Genomic DNA, 17339 nt, shown 5'->3' with positions numbered 1-17339 from the left:
GGCGCCTACTCGAAAACGAAAGCCAGCCGCTTGTTGGTCAGCTTCGACAGCTGCTGCAGGCGACCTTCGAGGCGTTCGCCGGTGAAGTCGTGATAATCGTGCGGGACGACCAGCTCGATATCGACATCCGGCTGTGAAGACTTGCGGAAATGCAGGTTCTTCACGACGCCGGGCATCGATGCCGAGAACAGATAGACGACCCTGAGCAGGCCGCCGAGCAGCTTGGCACGCTCGACGAATTGCGGGCCGGCGATCTTTGCCAGTGGCGCGGTCGAGCCATCGTCATGCAAGCCTTCGAAGCGGTAGTAGTTGGTGAGCGCGATGAAGGCTCGGCCCGGATGGCTGATACCGACAAAGGAGGAATGGGCGATTAGGTTCAGCGCCTGAAGGCCGCGGTAATCCGGATGGGCGCGCCAGCTGATATCGGCGAGCAGACAGGCGGCCTGACGGTAGCGCCCCTCTTCTTCGGTCTCCGAAATGCCGAAGGACGGGATCATCCGGCCGGTCCATTCGGCAAGCTCGCGGGCATGTTCCGGCGAGCGGGCACGCAGGATCGCAAGTTCGCCTGCGGCCGCCAGCAGCGGATCGGCACGGCGTTCGCCTTCGGACAGCAGCGAATAGAGATAGCCTTCGCGCACGCCCTGCGCCGAGAAGGAAATGATCGAGGGCTTCATGGCGCTCAGCACTTCCTTCATCGCCACCGCGCCGAAGGGCAAAAGCGCGCGGCGGTGTTTGGACACGGCCTGGAAAGCCGGATCCTTGCTGTCCCTTGCCACTTCCACTTGATCGAGAAACTGCATCATGCCTTCGAGTGTCACCTCGTATCCCTGCATCATGTGCAGCGGATATTGGCTGAGCTCCATATGCAGCTTGGCGATGTTTCGCCATGTGCCGCCGACGGCATAAAAGGTCCGGCCTGCCCCCTTTTCGAGGATCTTTCCGGCGCTGCGAACGTGCTTGCGCGCGAAGGCGCGCGCCTTGTCGAGCGAGCCGCCGGCATATTCCGACAGACGAAGGCCACCGAGCGGCAGGGTGATACCCTTGCCGATCTCGCGCTCCTTGATATCGATGAGCTCGAGCGAGCCGCCGCCGAGATCGCCGGCGATACCATCGGGATGAAAGAAGCCGCTGATGATGCCGAGCGCGGAGAAGCGGGCCTCTTCCTCGCCGGAGAGAACGCGCACCTTGCGCTTCAGAATGGTTTCGGCCTTGTGGATGAAATCGGGACCGTTGGACGCCTCGCGGGCCGCAGCCGTCGCCAGCACGTACATCGTCGCCGCACGCGCCTGATCGGAGAGAGCCTTGAAGCGATGAAGGGCGGCCAGCGCCCGTTCGACGCTCTGCTCATCCATCTTGCCGGTCAGCGCGATGCCTTTGCCAAGGCCGCACAGCACCTTCTCATTGAAAAGGATCGCCGGCGAGCGGGACATGCCTTCGTAGATCACCACGCGGATCGAGTTCGATCCGATATCGACGACGGAGACCGGGGCTATGCCTGGCAGGCGCCCCTGGGCTTCTGATTCAACCATGCAGGTCCAGTTATCTCTTGGTCCGGCCGGAAAGCAGACCGGCGATCAGCTTGGGCGCACTGGATTTCAACGCTTCACCGCGGCCGGAAAGGCTGGGGTTTGTCATGAAATACTGCTGCGCGTTGAACGGCTCCTCGCCCTTGCGCACCTCCATGCGCCTGGACGTTCCGTCGGGCAATATCTCGTAGCTTTGCTGATTGTCAATGATATTGCCCAGCATGATCTGGGACAGAACCTGTTCATGCACAGTCGGATTGGTGAGCGGCACCAGCGTTTCGACGCGCCGGTCGAGATTGCGCGGCATCATGTCGGCCGAGCCGATATAGACCAGCGCCTTGTCCGACGGCAGGCCATAACCATTGCCGAAGCAGAAGATGCGGCTGTGCTCCAGGAAGCGTCCGACGATCGATTTGACGCGGATATTTTCCGACAGACCCGGAACCTGCGGACGCAGGCAGCAGATGCCGCGCACCACCAGATCGATCTCGACGCCGGCATGGCTTGCCGTATAGAGCGCGTCGATGATCTCAGGGTCGACGAGCGCATTCATCTTCATCCAGATTGCCGCCGGCGCGCCGTTCTTGGCGTGCATGATCTCTTCGTCGATATGGCGAAGGATGCGCGAGCGCAGCGTATAGGGCGAGACCGCGAGCTTCATGCTCTCTTCCGGTTCGCCATAACCGGTGATGAAGTTGAAGATGTTCGCCATATCATGGGCAATGACGGGATTGCAGGTGAAGAAGGACAGGTCGGTGTAGATCTTCGCCGTGATCGGGTGATAGTTGCCGGTGCCGAGATGGCAGTAGCTGCGCAGCTTGCCCTCCTCGCGGCGTACGACCAGCGACATCTTCGAATGGGTCTTCAGTTCGATGAAGCCGAAGACGACCTGCACGCCGGCGCGTTCGAGGTCGCGGGCCCAGCGGATATTGGCTTCCTCGTCGAAACGCGCCTTGAGCTCGACCAGCGCCGTCACCGACTTTCCGGATTCGGCAGCATCGATCAGCGCGCGCACGATCGGGCTGTCGTTCGAAGTGCGGTAAAGCGTCTGCTTTATCGCCAGGACGTCAGGATCGCGCGCAGCCTGGAGCAGGAACTGGACCACCACGTCGAAAGACTCGTAAGGATGGTGGACCACCATGTCCTTTTCGCGGATGGCGGCGAAGCAGTCACCGGCATGTTCGCGGACGCGCTCGGGAAATCGGGCGTTGTAGGGCTGAAACCGGAGATCGTCGCGCGGCGCCTTGGTGATCTCAGACAGCGTGTTCAGCGCCAGGAGACCTGGAAGAACGGCGACGCGATTGTCGGGAACTGCCATCGCCTGGACGACGAATTGGCGGAGCGAAGGCGGCATTTCGGAATCGGTCTCGATACGGATCGCCTTGCCGCGGCGGCGGCGCTTCAGCGCCGTCTCGAAGAAGCGCACGAGGTCTTCAGCTTCTTCCTCGACTTCGATATCGCTGTCTCTGATGATGCGGAAGGTACCCGACCCCTGCACCTCATAGCCCGGATAGAGCCGATGGATGAAGATATTGGCGACGTCTTCGAGCGTGATGTAGCGGATGGTGTTGCCGTCATCGGGCAGGCGGACGAAGCGGTCGAGTGCGGGCGGCAGGCGCAGCAGCGCCGTCATCGGCTCGCGGCCATGCTTGCTGGTGAGCTGCAGGCCGATCGAAAAGCCGAGGTTCGGAATGAACGGGAACGGATGCGCCGGATCGATCGACAGCGGTGTCAGCACCGGGAAGATCGCCTGTTCGAATTCGGTTGCCAGCCATTGGCGATCGACGTCGCTCAGCGCGCCCGGGCGGACGATAAGGATGTCTTCGCGGGCCAGATATTGCTGAAGCACCGCAAGCGAGGCCTGCTGCTCCATCTGCAGGTTGTCGATTTCCTGCAGGATGGCGTCCAGCTGCTCGGCCGGTGTCTTACCGTCGGGCGTGCGCACCGCGATATTCTGGCGGACCTGCGCCTCCAGACCCGCGACGCGGACCATGAAGAATTCGTCGAGGTTGGCGGCCGAGATCGACAGGAAGCGGACGCGCTCCAGCAGCGGATGCTCGGTATTCAGCGTTTCTTCAAGGACGCGGCGATTGAACTGCAGCCAGGAGAATTCGCGGTTGATGAAGCGCTCCGGGCTTGAGAGCAACTCTTCCAGCGGGGGGACGGCGGACGGCGCTTCCGGCTTCGGTTCCTGATGCTCGGCAACTGCACTGTCCATATGTCGGTCCGTCCCGTTTATTCGTCCCTGCGAATTATATCAGTTTCACGACGGAACTGTGACAGTCAATCGAGCGGGCCTGAATTTCCCAATTCATTCAATACTTCAGCCGCCATCGCCCGGGTGATTTTGGTCCCCCGCGACCAGGCAAGCCGGTCGAGCCGCTCGACGATCGTCTGGGCGGCATTCAGCGAGCGTTCCATCCTGTTGACGATATAGAGCACGAGTTTGTCATCTATATTAAGCTGGCGGTCGGCAAACAGCTTGACGATGACCTGCGACAGCAGCTCTTCATCGGGTTCGCCGATCTCGACGACGGTCGCCGCCTTCAACCGCGAGCGCAGATCGGCAAGCTCCACCGGCCAGGACATCGGCCAGAGACGGCTGGTCATCATCAGGCTGTGGCCGTTTTCGCGCACGCTGTTGATGACATGGAAGAGCTCGGTATCGTCGAAGCCTTCGCGATCGACGTCCTCGAAGAGCACCGGGCCATTGGCGGCCGCGATCGCCGCCTGCGCGCCGGCCTTCGGATGAATGCTGGTGGCGTTGCTGTGCTCTTTCCAGATGCTGGCCAGATGCGACTTTCCCGATCCGACCGGACCAGCGAGGATGACAACCGGCGACGGCCATTGCGGCCAGGCATCGACGATGGTGACGGCTGCACTCAGCCGGTCGGAGATCAGCAGATCGTCGCGTCCGCTTGCGGTATCATGAGAAAAGACCAGCGGAAGCTGCTCTCCCGCCCTGCGCTTTACGTCGTTCATTTCGTGTCGGCTTTGGACTTGCGGATAACAGATGGCTTCGACTGACCCGCGTAAAGATCACTCTCAAGGTAGCGCGACAGCGCGAAGCGGACAAGAACGCCGACGGCGGCGGCGGCGGGTACGGCAATCAGCAGGCCGACGAAGCCGAATAGCGCGCCGAAAGCAAAGAGCGCGAACATCAGCCAGACCGGATGCAGGCCGACACTGTGGCCGACGAGCTTTGGCTGCAGGATGTTGCCTTCCAGGAACTGGCCGCTGAAGAAGACCGCCAGCACCGCGCCGACCCAGATGTAATCGGGCCAGAACTGCACGATTGCCACGCCGACGGCAATCAGCAGGCCAAGCATCGAACCGACGTAAGGAATGAAGCTGATCATCCCGGCGAAGAGGCCGATCAGCAGGCCGAAATTGAGGCCGACCAGCGACAGGCCAACGGCGTAGTAGATGCCGAGGATCAGGCAGAGCGAGCCCTGCCCGCGGATGAAACCGGCAATCGCCTGATCGATCTCGCGGGCGATCTGGTGGACGTTGGCGACGTAGTCGCGCGGGATATAACGGTCGATCTGCGCCACCATGCGGTCCCAGTCGAGCAGCATGTAGAAGGCGACGACGGGCGTGACGATCAGCAGCGAGATCAGGTTGACGACAGCAAGGCCGGAGCTCCAGATCTGCGCGAAAAGGCCGGTCATGAAGCCGACGCCCTGCGACAATATCTCCGAGAAATTGTTCTTGATCGTGCCGAGCTGGCTCTTGATCCAATCCGGCAGCAGGGAGTTCTGCGAGGTGGTGATGAACTGCTGCAGCTGGTCGATATAGCCCGGGAATTTGCCGGCGAAGTCTGTGAACTGGCTGGCCAGGATCGGGATCAGCGTCATCAGCGCCACGACGATGACCAGAACGAAGGATACGAGAATGACGACTGTCGCCATCATGCGGCTGAGGCCGATCTTCTGCAGCCTGTCGGCGACCGGATCCAGGAAATAGGCGATCGCCATGCCTGCCAGGAACGGCAGCAGGATGGAGCTGAAAACCAGCAGGAAGAGGATGAAGAAAACGAGCACGCCGAGCCAGAAGAAGACCTGGCGCTTCAGACTCGTACCGCTGACCTGATTTGGCATCGATTACCCCGTTCATCCCGCATCGCGGCGCGATCTTGGCCGCGACCACCTTTGAAGCACATAGGATGCGGCCCGGAAGATGGTCAACCCTGCTGCCGAAAAACCGCGCCGCGCCTATGAAAAGAGCGGGAAATTGGGGCTTTTCTCCATGCACCGCCTTGCATAAAGCGCACTCTCATGCAATTGCGACCCGCATGTGACACAGGGTTAAATCCCGCCTGAACCAGCCATCGGAGATCAGCATGAGCCAGTCTGGAAAAAACGGCCTGACCTATAGCGATGCGGGCGTCGATATCGATGCCGGCAACCTGATGGTAGAGAAGATCAAGCCCGCTGTGCGCTCTACGCGCCGCCCGGGCGCCGACGGCGAGATCGGCGGCTTCGGCGGCCTCTTCGATCTCAAGGCCGCGGGCTTCAAGGATCCGGTTCTCGTCGCCGCCAATGACGGCGTCGGCACCAAGCTGAAGATCGCCATCGACGCCGACTATCACGACACCGTCGGCATCGACCTCGTCGCCATGTGCGTCAACGACCTCGTCGTCCAGGGCGCCGAGCCGCTGTTCTTCCTCGACTATTTCGCCACCGGCAAGCTCGACCCGAACCAGGGTGCGGCGATCGTCGAAGGCATTGCCGCCGGCTGCCGTGACGCAGGCTGCGCGCTGATCGGCGGCGAAACCGCCGAAATGCCGGGCATGTATTCCTCCGGCGACTACGACCTCGCAGGCTTTGCCGTCGGTGCTGCCGAGCGCGGCGAACTGCTTCCGGCTGGCGACATTGCCGAAGGCGACGTCATTCTCGGCCTCGCCTCCTCGGGCGTCCATTCCAACGGCTTCTCGCTGGTGCGCAAGATCGTCGAACTTTCCGGCCTCGGCTGGGATGCACCGGCACCCTTTGCCGAAGGCAAGAAGCTCGGCGAAGCGCTGCTGACACCGACCCGCATCTATGTGAAGCCGCTCCTGAAGGCGATCCGCGAGACCAAGGCGATCAAGGCGCTCGCCCACATCACTGGCGGCGGCTTTCCGGAAAACATTCCGCGCGTGCTGCCGAAGCATCTGGCTGCCGAGATCGACCTGTCTGCTGTGAAGGTTCCGGCCGTGTTCCCGTGGCTCGCCAAGACCGGCGGCGTCGAAGCCAAGGAAATGCTGCGCACCTTCAACTGCGGCGTCGGCATGATCGCCGTTGTCTCGCCTGAAAACGTCGAAGCCGTCACCAAGGCCCTGGAAGCCGAAGGCGAAAAGATCGTCGTTCTCGGCCGGATGATTGCCCGCGCCGAAGGTGCCCAGGGCACGCAATATCAGGGTACGCTCGGCCTATGAGCACACCGCGCAAACGCGCTGTCGTCTTCATTTCCGGCAGCGGCTCCAACATGATGGCGCTAGTCGCGGCCGCCAAGGCTGCGGACTTTCCGGCCGAGATCGTCGGCGTAGTCTCGGACAAGGCGGATGCGGGCGGCCTCGCCAAGGCCGCCGCCGAGGGCATCCCGACCTTCGCTTTCGCGCGCAAAGACTATGCCAGCAAGGACGCCCACGAGGCGGCGATCTTCGAAGCCCTCGACACGCTGTCGCCCGATATCCTCTGCCTCGCAGGCTATATGCGCCTTCTGAGCGCCACCTTCATCCAGCGTTACGAGGGCAGGATGATCAACATCCACCCTTCCCTGCTGCCGCTCTTCCCCGGCTTGCACACGCACCAGCGCGCCATCGACGCCGGCATGCGGATTGCCGGTTGTACCGTCCATTTCGTCACCGAAGGCATGGACGAAGGCCCGGTGATCGGCCAGGCGGCTGTGCCGGTACTTTCGGGCGACACGGCAGATGCTCTGGCCGGCCGCGTGCTGACCGTTGAGCACCAGCTCTATCCGCAGGCGCTCCGCCTGTTTGCCGAGGGCAAGGTGCGGATGGAAGGCGGCAAGGCTGTCCGGAGCGGTAGTGCGGCTTCGGCGGGGACGGACCGGGTTATCTCGCTGATTTGATGGATTGGCGGAGGGTTAGTCTCACACGGCAGCTACTTTTGCGCCAACGCTCCCGCCCCTTCCCTCATTCCTGTGCTTGTCACAGGAATCTAGCCACCGCGCGTCCGCGCGGTGAATGACTCACTACCCTTCAAAATAGTCTCCCGCGCCCCAGGACTGGGGCGCACTGGGTTCCTGTGACAAGCACAGGAATGAGGGAGCGCGTGGGGCGTGTTCCGCGAGACCAGTCAGCCTCGCCTTATGGCAGCTCCTACGGGCAGCATTCAGGCCGCGATCGCCTGAAGCGGATGCAGCGTCCCGTCGCTATAGACGAACTGTCCGGCCCGGAAGGTGGCGCGGATACGGTGCACATCGCCCTTCTCCACCACCACCAGATCGGCGCGCTGGCCGATGGCGATCTCGCCGCGATCCAGAAGGCCCGCAGAACGCGCCGCGTTCGACGTTGCCATGGCAACCGCTGCCGGCAGATTGCCCTCCATCGCGTCGGCGATCTTGAAGATGCCAGGGACGAATGCGGCCGGGTGGTAATCGGCAGCGATAACGGACAAGAGGCCGGCGCTTGCGGCATCGAGCGCGCTCAGGTTGCCGGACATCGACTGGCCGCGCAGCGCGTTCGGCGCGCCCATCAGTGTCCAGAGGCCACGGCGGCGGGCTTCCTCGGCGGCATCGAGCGTCACCGGGAATTCGCTGATCGTCACGCCCAGATCATGCATTTCGGCAACCTTGGCGGCGCTATCGTCGTCGTGAGAGGCGAGCGACAGCTTGTGGCGCAGCGACAGCGCGACGATCTCGCGCAGCTTGACGTCGATGGCCGAATCCTCGCGCATGGCGATGCGCTTCTGGACGACTTCGAGCGCCATTTCCCTGGTGATGGCGCGGCGCTCCGACATGCTGGTGACGTAGGCTTCGATATTGTTGTATTGCCCCTGCCCCGGCGTGTGGTCGGTCAGCGACACCATGTCGACCTGATCGGCCGCGAGCAGTTTTTCCAGCGCCGGAGCGGCGCCGACATTGGTGATCTCGTAGCGGGCGTGAACCTTGTGGTCGATCAGCAGCGAATGGCGCAGCCGATTGATGCCTTCGATGACGGCTGAGGTCGTTTCCAGCGAACGGACGTGGCCGTAGACGCTTTCGGTGGCAAAGGAGATCGCCGCATAGGCCGTGGTGACGCCGGCGGCCGCGAGCTTCTTGTCGAGCTCATGGATACCGAAATCGATCGGCATCATCGCATTCGGACGCGGCGCGATCTCGCGCTCGATCATGTCACCATGCAGATCGACGAAACCCGGCATGAGAAAGCGCCCGCCACCATCGATGGCAGCATCTGCGACCTTGTCATCACGAATCTCGGCGATGACGCCATCCTCGACCCGCACCGAGCCGTGGCTGATGATTTCACCGGGAAGGACGAGCGTGAAATTACTGAGCCACATGGTTTTCTCCTGATTGGGGCAAGGCCGGACAAACCGCAGCGCATAGGCCGGATTCGTGACAAATGGATGAAACGCCAGAGCGCGCCATTATTTTCCGGCTAACGCCACGTCTCTCTGTTCATCGCTGCCCACTGCAGCAGGATGATGGTCTTCATATCCAGAATCTCGCCGTTTCCGATCATCGCCAGAGCGTCATCGAGCGGGACTTCCAGCACTTCGATATCCTCATGCTCCTCCGCCAGTCCGCCGCCATTGGAGACGCGGTCCGACGTGTCGATTTCGGCGGCGAAGAAGTGCACCACTTCGCTGTTGGAACCGGGAGAGCTATAGGCCTTGAAGAGGAACTGGGCGTCGCGGACCTGAAATCCGGTCTCTTCCATCGCTTCGCGGCGGATCGCCGCTTCCGGTTCGTCGCCATCCAGAAGCCCGGCCGGGGTTTCGAACAGGAAGGGCGCCTCGCCGTGGAGATCCGGTGGCAGCCGGTATTGACGCACGAGCACGACGGTGCCGCGTTTGGGATCATGGAGCAGGATCGTTGCGGCAGGCGTGCGGTGATAGACCTCGCGGTCAAGGCGGTGGGTGACGCCTTTCGAGTCCGTGTAGTCGATCTTATAGGCGCTGAGCTTGGTCCAGCCCCTGGAGAGCACGGTTGCGCTGACGATTTTCGCGCCAGCCTTCTCGAATTTCGTCATGCGGCGTCCTTGCGTAGCCAGACCTTGTTGTCGTGGACGGCAGCACCGCCATAGGGCGCAACAGGATCGGCGCCGGTCAGGACGTTGATGCCCTCGCCATCGACATGTGCCTTGTTCGGCCACAGCCCCTCGGCGATCAGAACGCCGGGCTTCACTTCCTCGGTGACCTTCACGTGGATACGCAGGTCGCCTCTGGTGTTGCCGATACGGACAAGATCACCGGCTTGCAGGCCGTGGGTCAGCGCATCTTCAGGATTGACCATCAGCTCCGGGCGTCCCTCCTTCTGCCGCGAGGTCTTGGTCTCGGCGAAGCTCGAATTCAGGAAGTTGCGGGCCGGAGAGGTGGCGAGCCGGAACGGATGCTCGGCATCGGCCAGTTCGATGACATCGACCTGATCTGGAAATTGCGGAAGCTCCTCGTGCGGGCCAAGGGCGCCGACGGCTGCCGGCGGCTTGTTCGGTGCGGCACCGTTCACCCAGTCCGGACGGAAATGGAACTTGCCGTCAGCATGGGCGAAACCGTTGAGGAAATGCGCGTCGTCGAAATCCGGCTGGCGGTCGAACCACTTGTGTTCGAGGAAATAGTCGTAATCGGGAAGATTGCTGTCCTTCAGAACGCGATCGACCATATCACGCGCCGTGAAGCCGAAGCCCGGGCGATCCGAGACGCCGAGGCGCTTGGCCAGCTCCTCGATGACGAAGAGGTTGCTGCGCACGGTTTCCGGCGGCTCGACCAGCTTGGGGCCGAGCAGGATGTGGTTCTGGCCGCCGGCGCGGTAGATGTCGTCGTGTTCGACGAACATCGTGGCGGGGATGACGATATCGGCCATTTCGGCAGTATCGGTCATGAATTGCTCGTGGACGGCGACGAAGAGATCGTCGCGGGCAAAGCCCTGCTTCACGAGGCGCTGTTCCGGGGCGATGTTCACCGGGTTTGTGTTCTGGATCAGCATCGCGGTCACCGGGCCGCGATGGCGAAGCGCTACGGCGTCGCCGGTCAGCGCCCGGCCGATCTGCGACTGGTCGATCATCCGGATATCCGCATCCTTCATCGATTTGCCGGTGAGTTCCGCGTTGTTCATGCGGAAGATATCGCTGTTCGAATGGAAGGCGCCGCCGCCCTCATATTGCCAGGAGCCGAGAACGGTGGCGATCGAGGCCGCCGCATGCATGGCGACCGCGCCGTTGCGCTGGCGAGTAAAGCCGTAGCCGAGGCGGAAGAAGGTCTTCCTGGTCTGGCCGACGAGGGCAGCGAATGCCTCGATCTCGCCGACGGAGAGACCGGTGATCGCAGCCGCCCATTCCGGCGTCTTGGTCTTCAGATGCGCTGCGAGACCGGCGGGATCGTCGGCGAATTTCGCCATATAGGCGCGGTCGGCATAGCCGTCGCGGAAGGCGACATGCATGACGGCGCAGGCGAGTGCCGCATCGGTACCCGGCCGTACGATCAGCGCCATGTCGGCCTGCTTCATCGTCGGGTTGTCGTAGATGTCGACGACGACGATCTTGGCGCCGCGTTCCTTGCGCGACTTGATGGCGTGGGTCATGACGTTGACCTGCGTCGCGACCGCATTCGTGCCCCAGATAACGACGCAATCGGTGCGGGCCATCTCGCGGGGATCCGGGCCGCGCAGCGTGCCGGTTGCCATGGTGAAGCCGGTCCAGGCGGGATTGGTGCAGATCGAAGAGAAGAAGCCGGAATAGCGCTTGGCGTGGCGCAGACGCTCGATCGAGTCGCGCTGTACCCAGCCCATGGTCCCGGCATAGAAATAGGGCCAGACCGCTTCGCTGCCATGCCTGGCTTCCGCCTTGACGAAGGCATTGGCGATCTCATCCAGCGCGTCGTCCCAGGAAATCTGCTGCCAGTTCCCGGCCCCCTTGGCGCCCTTGCGGCGCTGCGGGTGCATCAGTCTGTCGGGATGATAGAGACGCTCGGCATAGCGCGCCACCTTGGCGCAGATGACGCCCGAGGTGTAACTGTGATCGCCCGCGCCGCGCACGCGCCCGATGCGGCCGTCATCCGAGATATCGACCTCCAGCGCGCAGGTAGAGGGACAGTCATGGGGACAGGCGGTGTGCCCGACCCGGGATTTGGCATGAATGGGGGTCGCAATGTTCATGTGATTTCTATATGCCAACCGGAAAGCGGCCAAAAGCCGGAAAGTGCGCCGATCAGGCGAATTCATGACAGGCATCAGCAACAATGAACTACCGCCATATCTATCATGCGGGCAATTTTGCCGATGTGCTGAAACACGCCGTTCAGGCCCGGCTGATCCGCTATCTGCAGAAGAAGGACGCCGCCTTCCGCGTGCTCGATACGCATGGCGGCATTGGTCTCTATGACCTGTCTTCCGAAGAGGCGCAGAAGACCGGCGAATGGCAGACCGGCATCGGCAAACTCATGGAAGCCGATCTGGATCCGCAGGTCGCCGAATTGCTGGAGCCTTATCTCTCGGCGGTTCGCGAGCTCAATCCTGACGGCGGTATCCGCTTCTATCCCGGTTCGCCGAAGCTTTCGCGCATGCTGTTCCGGCCGCAGGATCGCTTGTCGGCGATGGAGCTGCATCCCGAGGATTTCGCGCGGCTGCACCGCCTTTTCGAAGGCGATCATCATGTTCGCATCACCGAGCTCGACGGCTGGCTATCGCTCGGCGCGCATCTGCCGCCGAAGGAAAAGCGCGGCATGGTTCTGGTCGATCCGCCGTTCGAAGAGGATGGCGAATATGACCGGCTGGTCGATGGTCTGGTCAAGGGTTATCGGCGTTTTCCGGGCGGCACCTACTGCCTGTGGTACCCGCTGAAGAAGGGCGCGCCAGTCAAAGAATTCCACGAGGCACTGCAGGCGACCGGCATTCCGAAAATCCTCTGCGCCGAACTCAGCGTGCGCAGCGACCGCGGCATTACCGGGCTGACCGGCTCGGGGCTGATCATCGTCAATCCGCCGTTCACGCTGAAGGATGAGCTGCACCGCATGCTCCCTGCCCTCAAGGATATCATGGCTCAGGACCGCTATGCGTCGCACCGTGCCTTCTGGCTGCGCGGTGAAGAGAAGGCTGTCGCAAACGATTGACCATGACGGCAGCGTGCGGAATAGTCCGCCGCGCCAATGCATTTTCACAGGTGAAACATGAAGCTTCTCTGCGCCACGACATCGCCCTACTCCAGCAAGGTGCGCATGGCGGCGCATTATCTCGAGCTCGATGTCACCGAGATTCGGGTCGATACCAATGCCGGTCCGGCGATCCTCGTCGATAACAATCCGCTCGGAAAGATCCCGACGCTTTTGACCGACGATGGCACGTCGGTTTTCGACAGCATCGCCATCATGCACTATTTCCATCGGCTGAAGAAACGGAAGCTCTATCCGGAAAAGAACGGCAAGCGCACCGAGGCCGAGATTCTCGAAGCGCTCTGCGACGGGATCTGCGACTGCCTGCTGGCGATCGTCTATGAGCGCCGCTTCCGTGATGAGGAAAAAATCCACCAGCCCTGGATCGACCGGCAGTGGAAGAAGGCCGTCAGCGGCCTGAACCATATCAGCGCCCATCCGCCGAAACTCGGCAAGAAGCTGCATGGCGGCCATTTCGCTCTTGCCGCGACGATCGGCTATCTCGATCTGCGCTTCAAGGGACAGTGGGAGGCCGATCACTCGGAACTGATCGGCTGGTTGAGAACATTCGAGAAGAAATTCCCCACCTATTCCGATTTCAAGCCGCAATAACCAGACACAAAAAAGCCGGGGCAAAACCCCGGCTTTTTCGTTGATCAGATGGTCTGATTAGAACTTCACGCCGATACCGACCTTGACGCTCTGTTCGTCATAGCCGCGCGAAACGTTCGTGCCACCCAGATTGTAGTCCTTGTCCTGGTAGTCGCTGAAGCGGTATTCGACGCGAGCCGTGATGTTGCTCGTGACGAAAGCTTCTGCACCAACGCCGACGGTGTAGCCGTAAGCCATCTTGCTATCAGAGTCGCCGAGACCGCTAACCTTGTTGTTGGTCGCAGCCAGACCGGCCGTACCGTACAGCAGGAAGGGGTTCAGGTCGTAACCGACGCGGCCACGAACAGAGCCGTTGAAACGGTTCTTTTCGGTGATGCCGCCAGCCGAGTGATCAAGGCCGGAATAGCCGAGGTCGGCTTCAACACCGTAAACGATCTGGCCAGCCTGCCAGTTGTAGCCCGTGTACAGCTGACCGCCCATGGCGTAGCCGTTACGGCTGTTGTTGAAGTCACCCATGTTGTAGGTGCCTGCACCGCCGAGGTAGAAGCCTTCCCAGTTACCGGCCGGGGTAACCGGCTCGTTCTGGGCTACCGGAGCTTCCGGGACCTGGTCAACTGCATCGGCAGCGTTTGCAGCGGTGAAGCCGGCTACGACGAAGGCAGAAGCCATCAGGCTAGCAATGAGTGTACGCATACTTGTCTCCTTTCAGTCCCGCGCTCTTCGTCAACTGTTTTACACCGAAGCATTCGCGAGCAATTACTAGATGTCCCTCTCGGATCGAGGGTGAAAGTGGAGCCCAATTGCGGATTTGAAAGAGCCAAATTGTGAAATGATTGTGGCGGCGGGGTGGCTGAAATTCGATGTTGCTATAGCGCAACAGACTATTTATTAACCATAACGAATGGTTAAATCATGAATACTTATTTTACCGATCTATATTCTCAAATAATACATAGAATATCGCCACCCACAGCGCAATCGCGGCACCCTATTTATCTAATGTGTACCCGCCCCTATATAGGAAGCACCTAGACTCACGGGTTAAGAAGGCAAGCTTTTGAGCGAGAAGAGACTTAGGGCAGCCCTGATAACAGGTGCAGCCAAAAGAATAGGACGCGCCATTGCCAAGGATTTGGCAGATAACGGCTTTTCGGTTGCCATCCATGCCAACGGCTCGCTCGCCGAGGCGGAGGAGTTTGCGGCGGAATTGCGGCAAAGCGGTCATCGGGCCGTTGCGGTCCAGGGCGACCTCACAAAAATAAATGAGACGGAAAAGCTGATTCAAAAGGCCTCCGACGCGCTTGGACCGCTCGATCTGCTCGTCAACAACGCCTCGATTTTCCACGAGGATTCGCTGCGGGCCTTCGATGCCGGGATATGGGAAGAGCATTTTGCCGTCCATCTCAGGGCGCCGTCGATTCTGGCTGCGAAATTCGCCGAGCAGCTGCCGCAGGCTGCCGATGGGCTGATCGTCAACATCATCGATCAGCGCGTCTGGGCGCTCCGGCCGAGCTTCTACTCCTATACGCTGTCGAAATCGGCGCTCTGGACGGCGACGCAAACCATGGCGCAGGCGCTGGCGCCGCGCATCCGGGTCAATGCCATCGGCCCCGGGCCGTCGATTCCAAGCGAGCGTCAGCTGCAAGAAGACTTCCAAGCGCAGGTCGCAGCCCTTATCTTGAAGAGGGGTCCTGAACTGGAGGAATTCGGACGAACGATTCGTTTTCTGTTCGAAACGCCCTCGGTCACAGGCCAGATGATTGCACTCGACGGCGGCCAGCATCTCGCGTGGCAGACGCCAGATGTGCTGGAGATCAAGGAATGAATGCCAAGAAGCTGCCGGATGGCGGTGTTCTTTATGATGAGATCGACGAAACGGACGACGATATCGAGGTGGAGGGCGAACCTTCCGCCGCGCCTATCTCTGCCGATATGGACTGGAACGAGGGCGGGATCAACGAGACCGGCCTGACCGGCCAGGAGCTGATCGGCGAATTCGTCAAGCGGCTGCCGAACAGCCCCGGTGTCTATCGCATGTTCAATGCCGATGGCGATGTGCTCTATGTCGGCAAGGCGCGCAGCCTGAAGAAGCGCGTCAGCAACTATGCAATGGGGCGCGTCCACTCGAACCGTATCGCCCAGATGGTCCGCCAGACGGCCCATATGGAATTCGTCACCACCCGCACCGAAATCGAGGCGCTGCTTCTCGAAGCGAATCTGATCAAGCGCTTGCGGCCGCGCTTTAATGTGCTGCTGCGCGACGACAAGTCGTTTCCCTATATCCTGATCACCGGGGATCACCGGGCACCGGCGATCTTCAAGCATCGCGGCGCGCGTGCCCGCAAGGGCGAGTATTTTGGCCCCTTCGCGTCAGCCGGCGCCGTCGGGCGGACGATCAATTCGCTGCAGCGCGCCTTCCTGATCCGCACCTGTACCGACAGCGTCTTCGAGACGCGCACCCGCCCCTGTCTGCTCTACCAGATCAAGCGCTGTTCGGGTCCCTGCACCCACGAGGTCAGCGATGCCGGTTATGGCGAGCTGGTGCAGGAGGCGAAGGACTTTCTCTCCGGCAAAAGCCAGAAGGTGAAGGCGCATATGGCGGAAGCCATGAACAACGCCGCCGAGGATCTCGATTTCGAGCGCGCCGCCGTCTATCGCGATCGCCTCGCCTCGCTGTCGCATGTCTCCAGCCACCAGGGTATCAATCCGGCCGGTGTCGACGAGGCCGATGTCTTCGCGATCCACCACGAAGGCGGGATTTCCTGCATCCAGGTGTTCTTCTTCCGCACCGGACAGAACTGGGGCAACCGCGCCTATTTCCCCAAGGCCGACCCGCAGCTCTCAAGCGCCGAAGTGCTGAGCGCGTTCCTGGCGCAGTTCTACGACGACAAACCGGTGCCGAAGCAGATCATGCTGTCGGAAACCGTCGATGAGATGGAGCTTCTGTCCGCCGCACTCGGCGAGAAGGCCGGACACAAGGTTTCTATCCTCGTGCCACAGCGCGGCGAGAAGCGCGATCTGGTCGATCACGTCGTCGGCAATGCCCGCGAGGCGCATGGGCGCAAGCTCGCCGAAACCGCATCGCAGTCACGGCTGCTCGATGGCTTCAAGACCACCTTCAACCTTCCCTATGTGCCGCAGCGCGTCGAGATCTACGACAACTCGCATATCATGGGTACCAATGCCGTCGGCGGCATGGTGGTCGCGGGGCCCGAGGGTTTCGTCAAGAACCAGTACCGGAAGTTCAACATCAAATCGACCGACATCACCCCCGGCGACGACTTCGGGATGATGAAGGAAGTGATGACCCGGCGCTTCTCACGGCTGATAAAGGAGGAAGGCATTCCTGATCGTTCGCAGCCCGTTGCTGCCGGCATCGACGCCGCCGACATGCCCTTCCCGGCATGGCCCGACGTTATCCTGATCGACGGCGGCCAGGGACAGATGACGGCTGTCAGGGCGATCCTCGAAGAACTCGGCATCACCGACAGCGTCATCGCCATCGGCGTCGCCAAGGGTGTCGACCGCGAGGCCGGGCGCGAACGCTTCTTTCCACCGGGCAAGGAGAGCTTCTCGCTGCCGCCGCGCGATCCAGTGCTCTATTTCATCCAGCGCATGCGCGACGAGGCGCACCGCTTCGCGATCGGCTCGCACCGGGCGCGACGCAAGAAGGAGATGGTCAAGAACCCGCTGGACGAGATCGGCGGCATCGGCCCGTCGCGCAAACGCGCGCTGCTGCAGCATTTCGGCACCGCCAAGGCCGTCTCGCGCGCCGCGCTTTCCGATCTAATGGCCGTCGAGGGCATTTCGGAGGCGGTCGCGAAGGTGGTCTACAATCATTTTCACGACGACGCCGCGAAATAGGCTGTCACGGTCGCAAATTCCACGCAAA

General features: G+C 61.4%; 14 protein-coding genes. 6 read left to right on the top strand and 8 right to left on the bottom strand.

What is annotated here, in order from left to right; all coding sequences use genetic code 11:
• Positions 1-5: 5 nt before the first annotated feature.
• From ppx to AC1DNK_RS15340, 4 genes are all read right to left on the bottom strand, one after another.
• Complete coding sequence (ppx, locus tag AC1DNK_RS15355) at positions 6-1529, bottom strand: exopolyphosphatase (protein ID WP_112517040.1); 1524 nt, start codon at positions 1527-1529, stop codon at positions 6-8.
• Positions 1530-1539: 10 nt separating this feature from the next.
• Positions 1540-3744 carry an RNA degradosome polyphosphate kinase gene (locus AC1DNK_RS15350; protein ID WP_477941960.1) on the bottom strand — a complete coding sequence of 735 codons (2205 nt, stop codon included), beginning with the start codon at positions 3742-3744 and terminating at the stop codon, positions 1540-1542.
• Positions 3745-3809: 65 nt separating this feature from the next.
• The gene (gene hdaA, locus AC1DNK_RS15345; protein ID WP_477941959.1) at positions 3810-4508 is read right to left on the bottom strand and encodes a DnaA regulatory inactivator HdaA; all 699 of its coding nucleotides are present in this window, start codon (positions 4506-4508) and stop codon (positions 3810-3812) included.
• Entirely contained in the window at positions 4505-5626 is a 1122-nt protein-coding gene (locus tag AC1DNK_RS15340; protein ID WP_477941957.1) for an AI-2E family transporter, read from the bottom strand. Before AC1DNK_RS15340 ends, hdaA begins: the two co-directional genes overlap by 4 nt.
• A gap of 242 nt (positions 5627-5868) precedes the next feature.
• On the opposite strand from AC1DNK_RS15340, the gene purM reads away from it, so the two are divergent.
• A complete protein-coding gene (gene purM / locus AC1DNK_RS15335) occupies positions 5869-6942 on the top strand; it encodes a phosphoribosylformylglycinamidine cyclo-ligase (protein ID WP_477941955.1) in 1074 nt (357 codons plus the stop codon).
• Positions 6939-7598, top strand: coding sequence for a phosphoribosylglycinamide formyltransferase (gene purN / locus AC1DNK_RS15330; protein WP_477941954.1), 660 nt, complete (start codon positions 6939-6941; stop codon positions 7596-7598). Before purM ends, purN begins: the two co-directional genes overlap by 4 nt.
• A 263-nt stretch (positions 7599-7861) precedes the next feature.
• On the opposite strand, the gene AC1DNK_RS15325 is transcribed toward purN, so the two are convergent.
• From AC1DNK_RS15325 to AC1DNK_RS15315, 3 genes are all read right to left on the bottom strand, one after another.
• Positions 7862-9031, bottom strand: a complete 1170-nt coding sequence (locus AC1DNK_RS15325; RefSeq protein WP_477941952.1) for an alpha-D-ribose 1-methylphosphonate 5-triphosphate diphosphatase — start codon at positions 9029-9031, stop codon at positions 7862-7864.
• 98 nt (positions 9032-9129) lie between these two features.
• Positions 9130-9723: an NUDIX domain-containing protein gene (locus AC1DNK_RS15320; RefSeq protein ID WP_477941951.1), complete on the bottom strand. Its 594-nt coding sequence runs from the start codon at positions 9721-9723 to the stop codon at positions 9130-9132.
• Positions 9720-11843 (bottom strand): molybdopterin-containing oxidoreductase family protein, encoded by a 2124-nt coding sequence (locus AC1DNK_RS15315; protein ID WP_477941949.1) that lies wholly within the window; start codon positions 11841-11843, stop codon positions 9720-9722. The genes AC1DNK_RS15320 and AC1DNK_RS15315 overlap by 4 nt, the downstream gene beginning before the upstream one ends.
• 83 nt (positions 11844-11926) lie before the next feature.
• Between AC1DNK_RS15315 and AC1DNK_RS15310 the strand changes: the two genes are divergently transcribed.
• Both AC1DNK_RS15310 and AC1DNK_RS15305 read left to right on the top strand, forming a co-directional pair.
• Entirely contained in the window at positions 11927-12796 is an 870-nt protein-coding gene (locus tag AC1DNK_RS15310) for a 23S rRNA (adenine(2030)-N(6))-methyltransferase RlmJ (RefSeq protein ID WP_477941947.1), read from the top strand.
• 57 nt (positions 12797-12853) lie between these two features.
• Complete coding sequence (locus tag AC1DNK_RS15305; protein ID WP_112389559.1) at positions 12854-13447, top strand: glutathione S-transferase; 594 nt, start codon at positions 12854-12856, stop codon at positions 13445-13447.
• A 57-nt stretch (positions 13448-13504) separates the two neighbouring features.
• Here AC1DNK_RS15305 and AC1DNK_RS15300 read toward each other — a convergent pair whose 3' ends face one another.
• Entirely contained in the window at positions 13505-14140 is a 636-nt protein-coding gene (locus AC1DNK_RS15300) for an outer membrane protein (protein ID WP_112389558.1), read from the bottom strand.
• A gap of 364 nt (positions 14141-14504) precedes the next feature.
• On the opposite strand from AC1DNK_RS15300, the gene AC1DNK_RS15295 reads away from it, so the two are divergent.
• Entirely contained in the window at positions 14505-15272 is a 768-nt protein-coding gene (locus tag AC1DNK_RS15295) for an SDR family oxidoreductase (protein ID WP_310298191.1), read from the top strand.
• The gene (gene uvrC, locus AC1DNK_RS15290; RefSeq protein WP_477941945.1) at positions 15269-17311 is read left to right on the top strand and encodes an excinuclease ABC subunit UvrC; all 2043 of its coding nucleotides are present in this window, start codon (positions 15269-15271) and stop codon (positions 17309-17311) included. Before AC1DNK_RS15295 ends, uvrC begins: the two co-directional genes overlap by 4 nt.
• Positions 17312-17339: the final 28 nt, after the last annotated feature.

The sequence above is a fragment of the Rhizobium sp. 01N424 genome, assembly GCF_056399485.1.
Note: the sequence above shows the minus strand (reverse complement) of the source record. Positions and strands in the feature narration are given on the sequence as shown.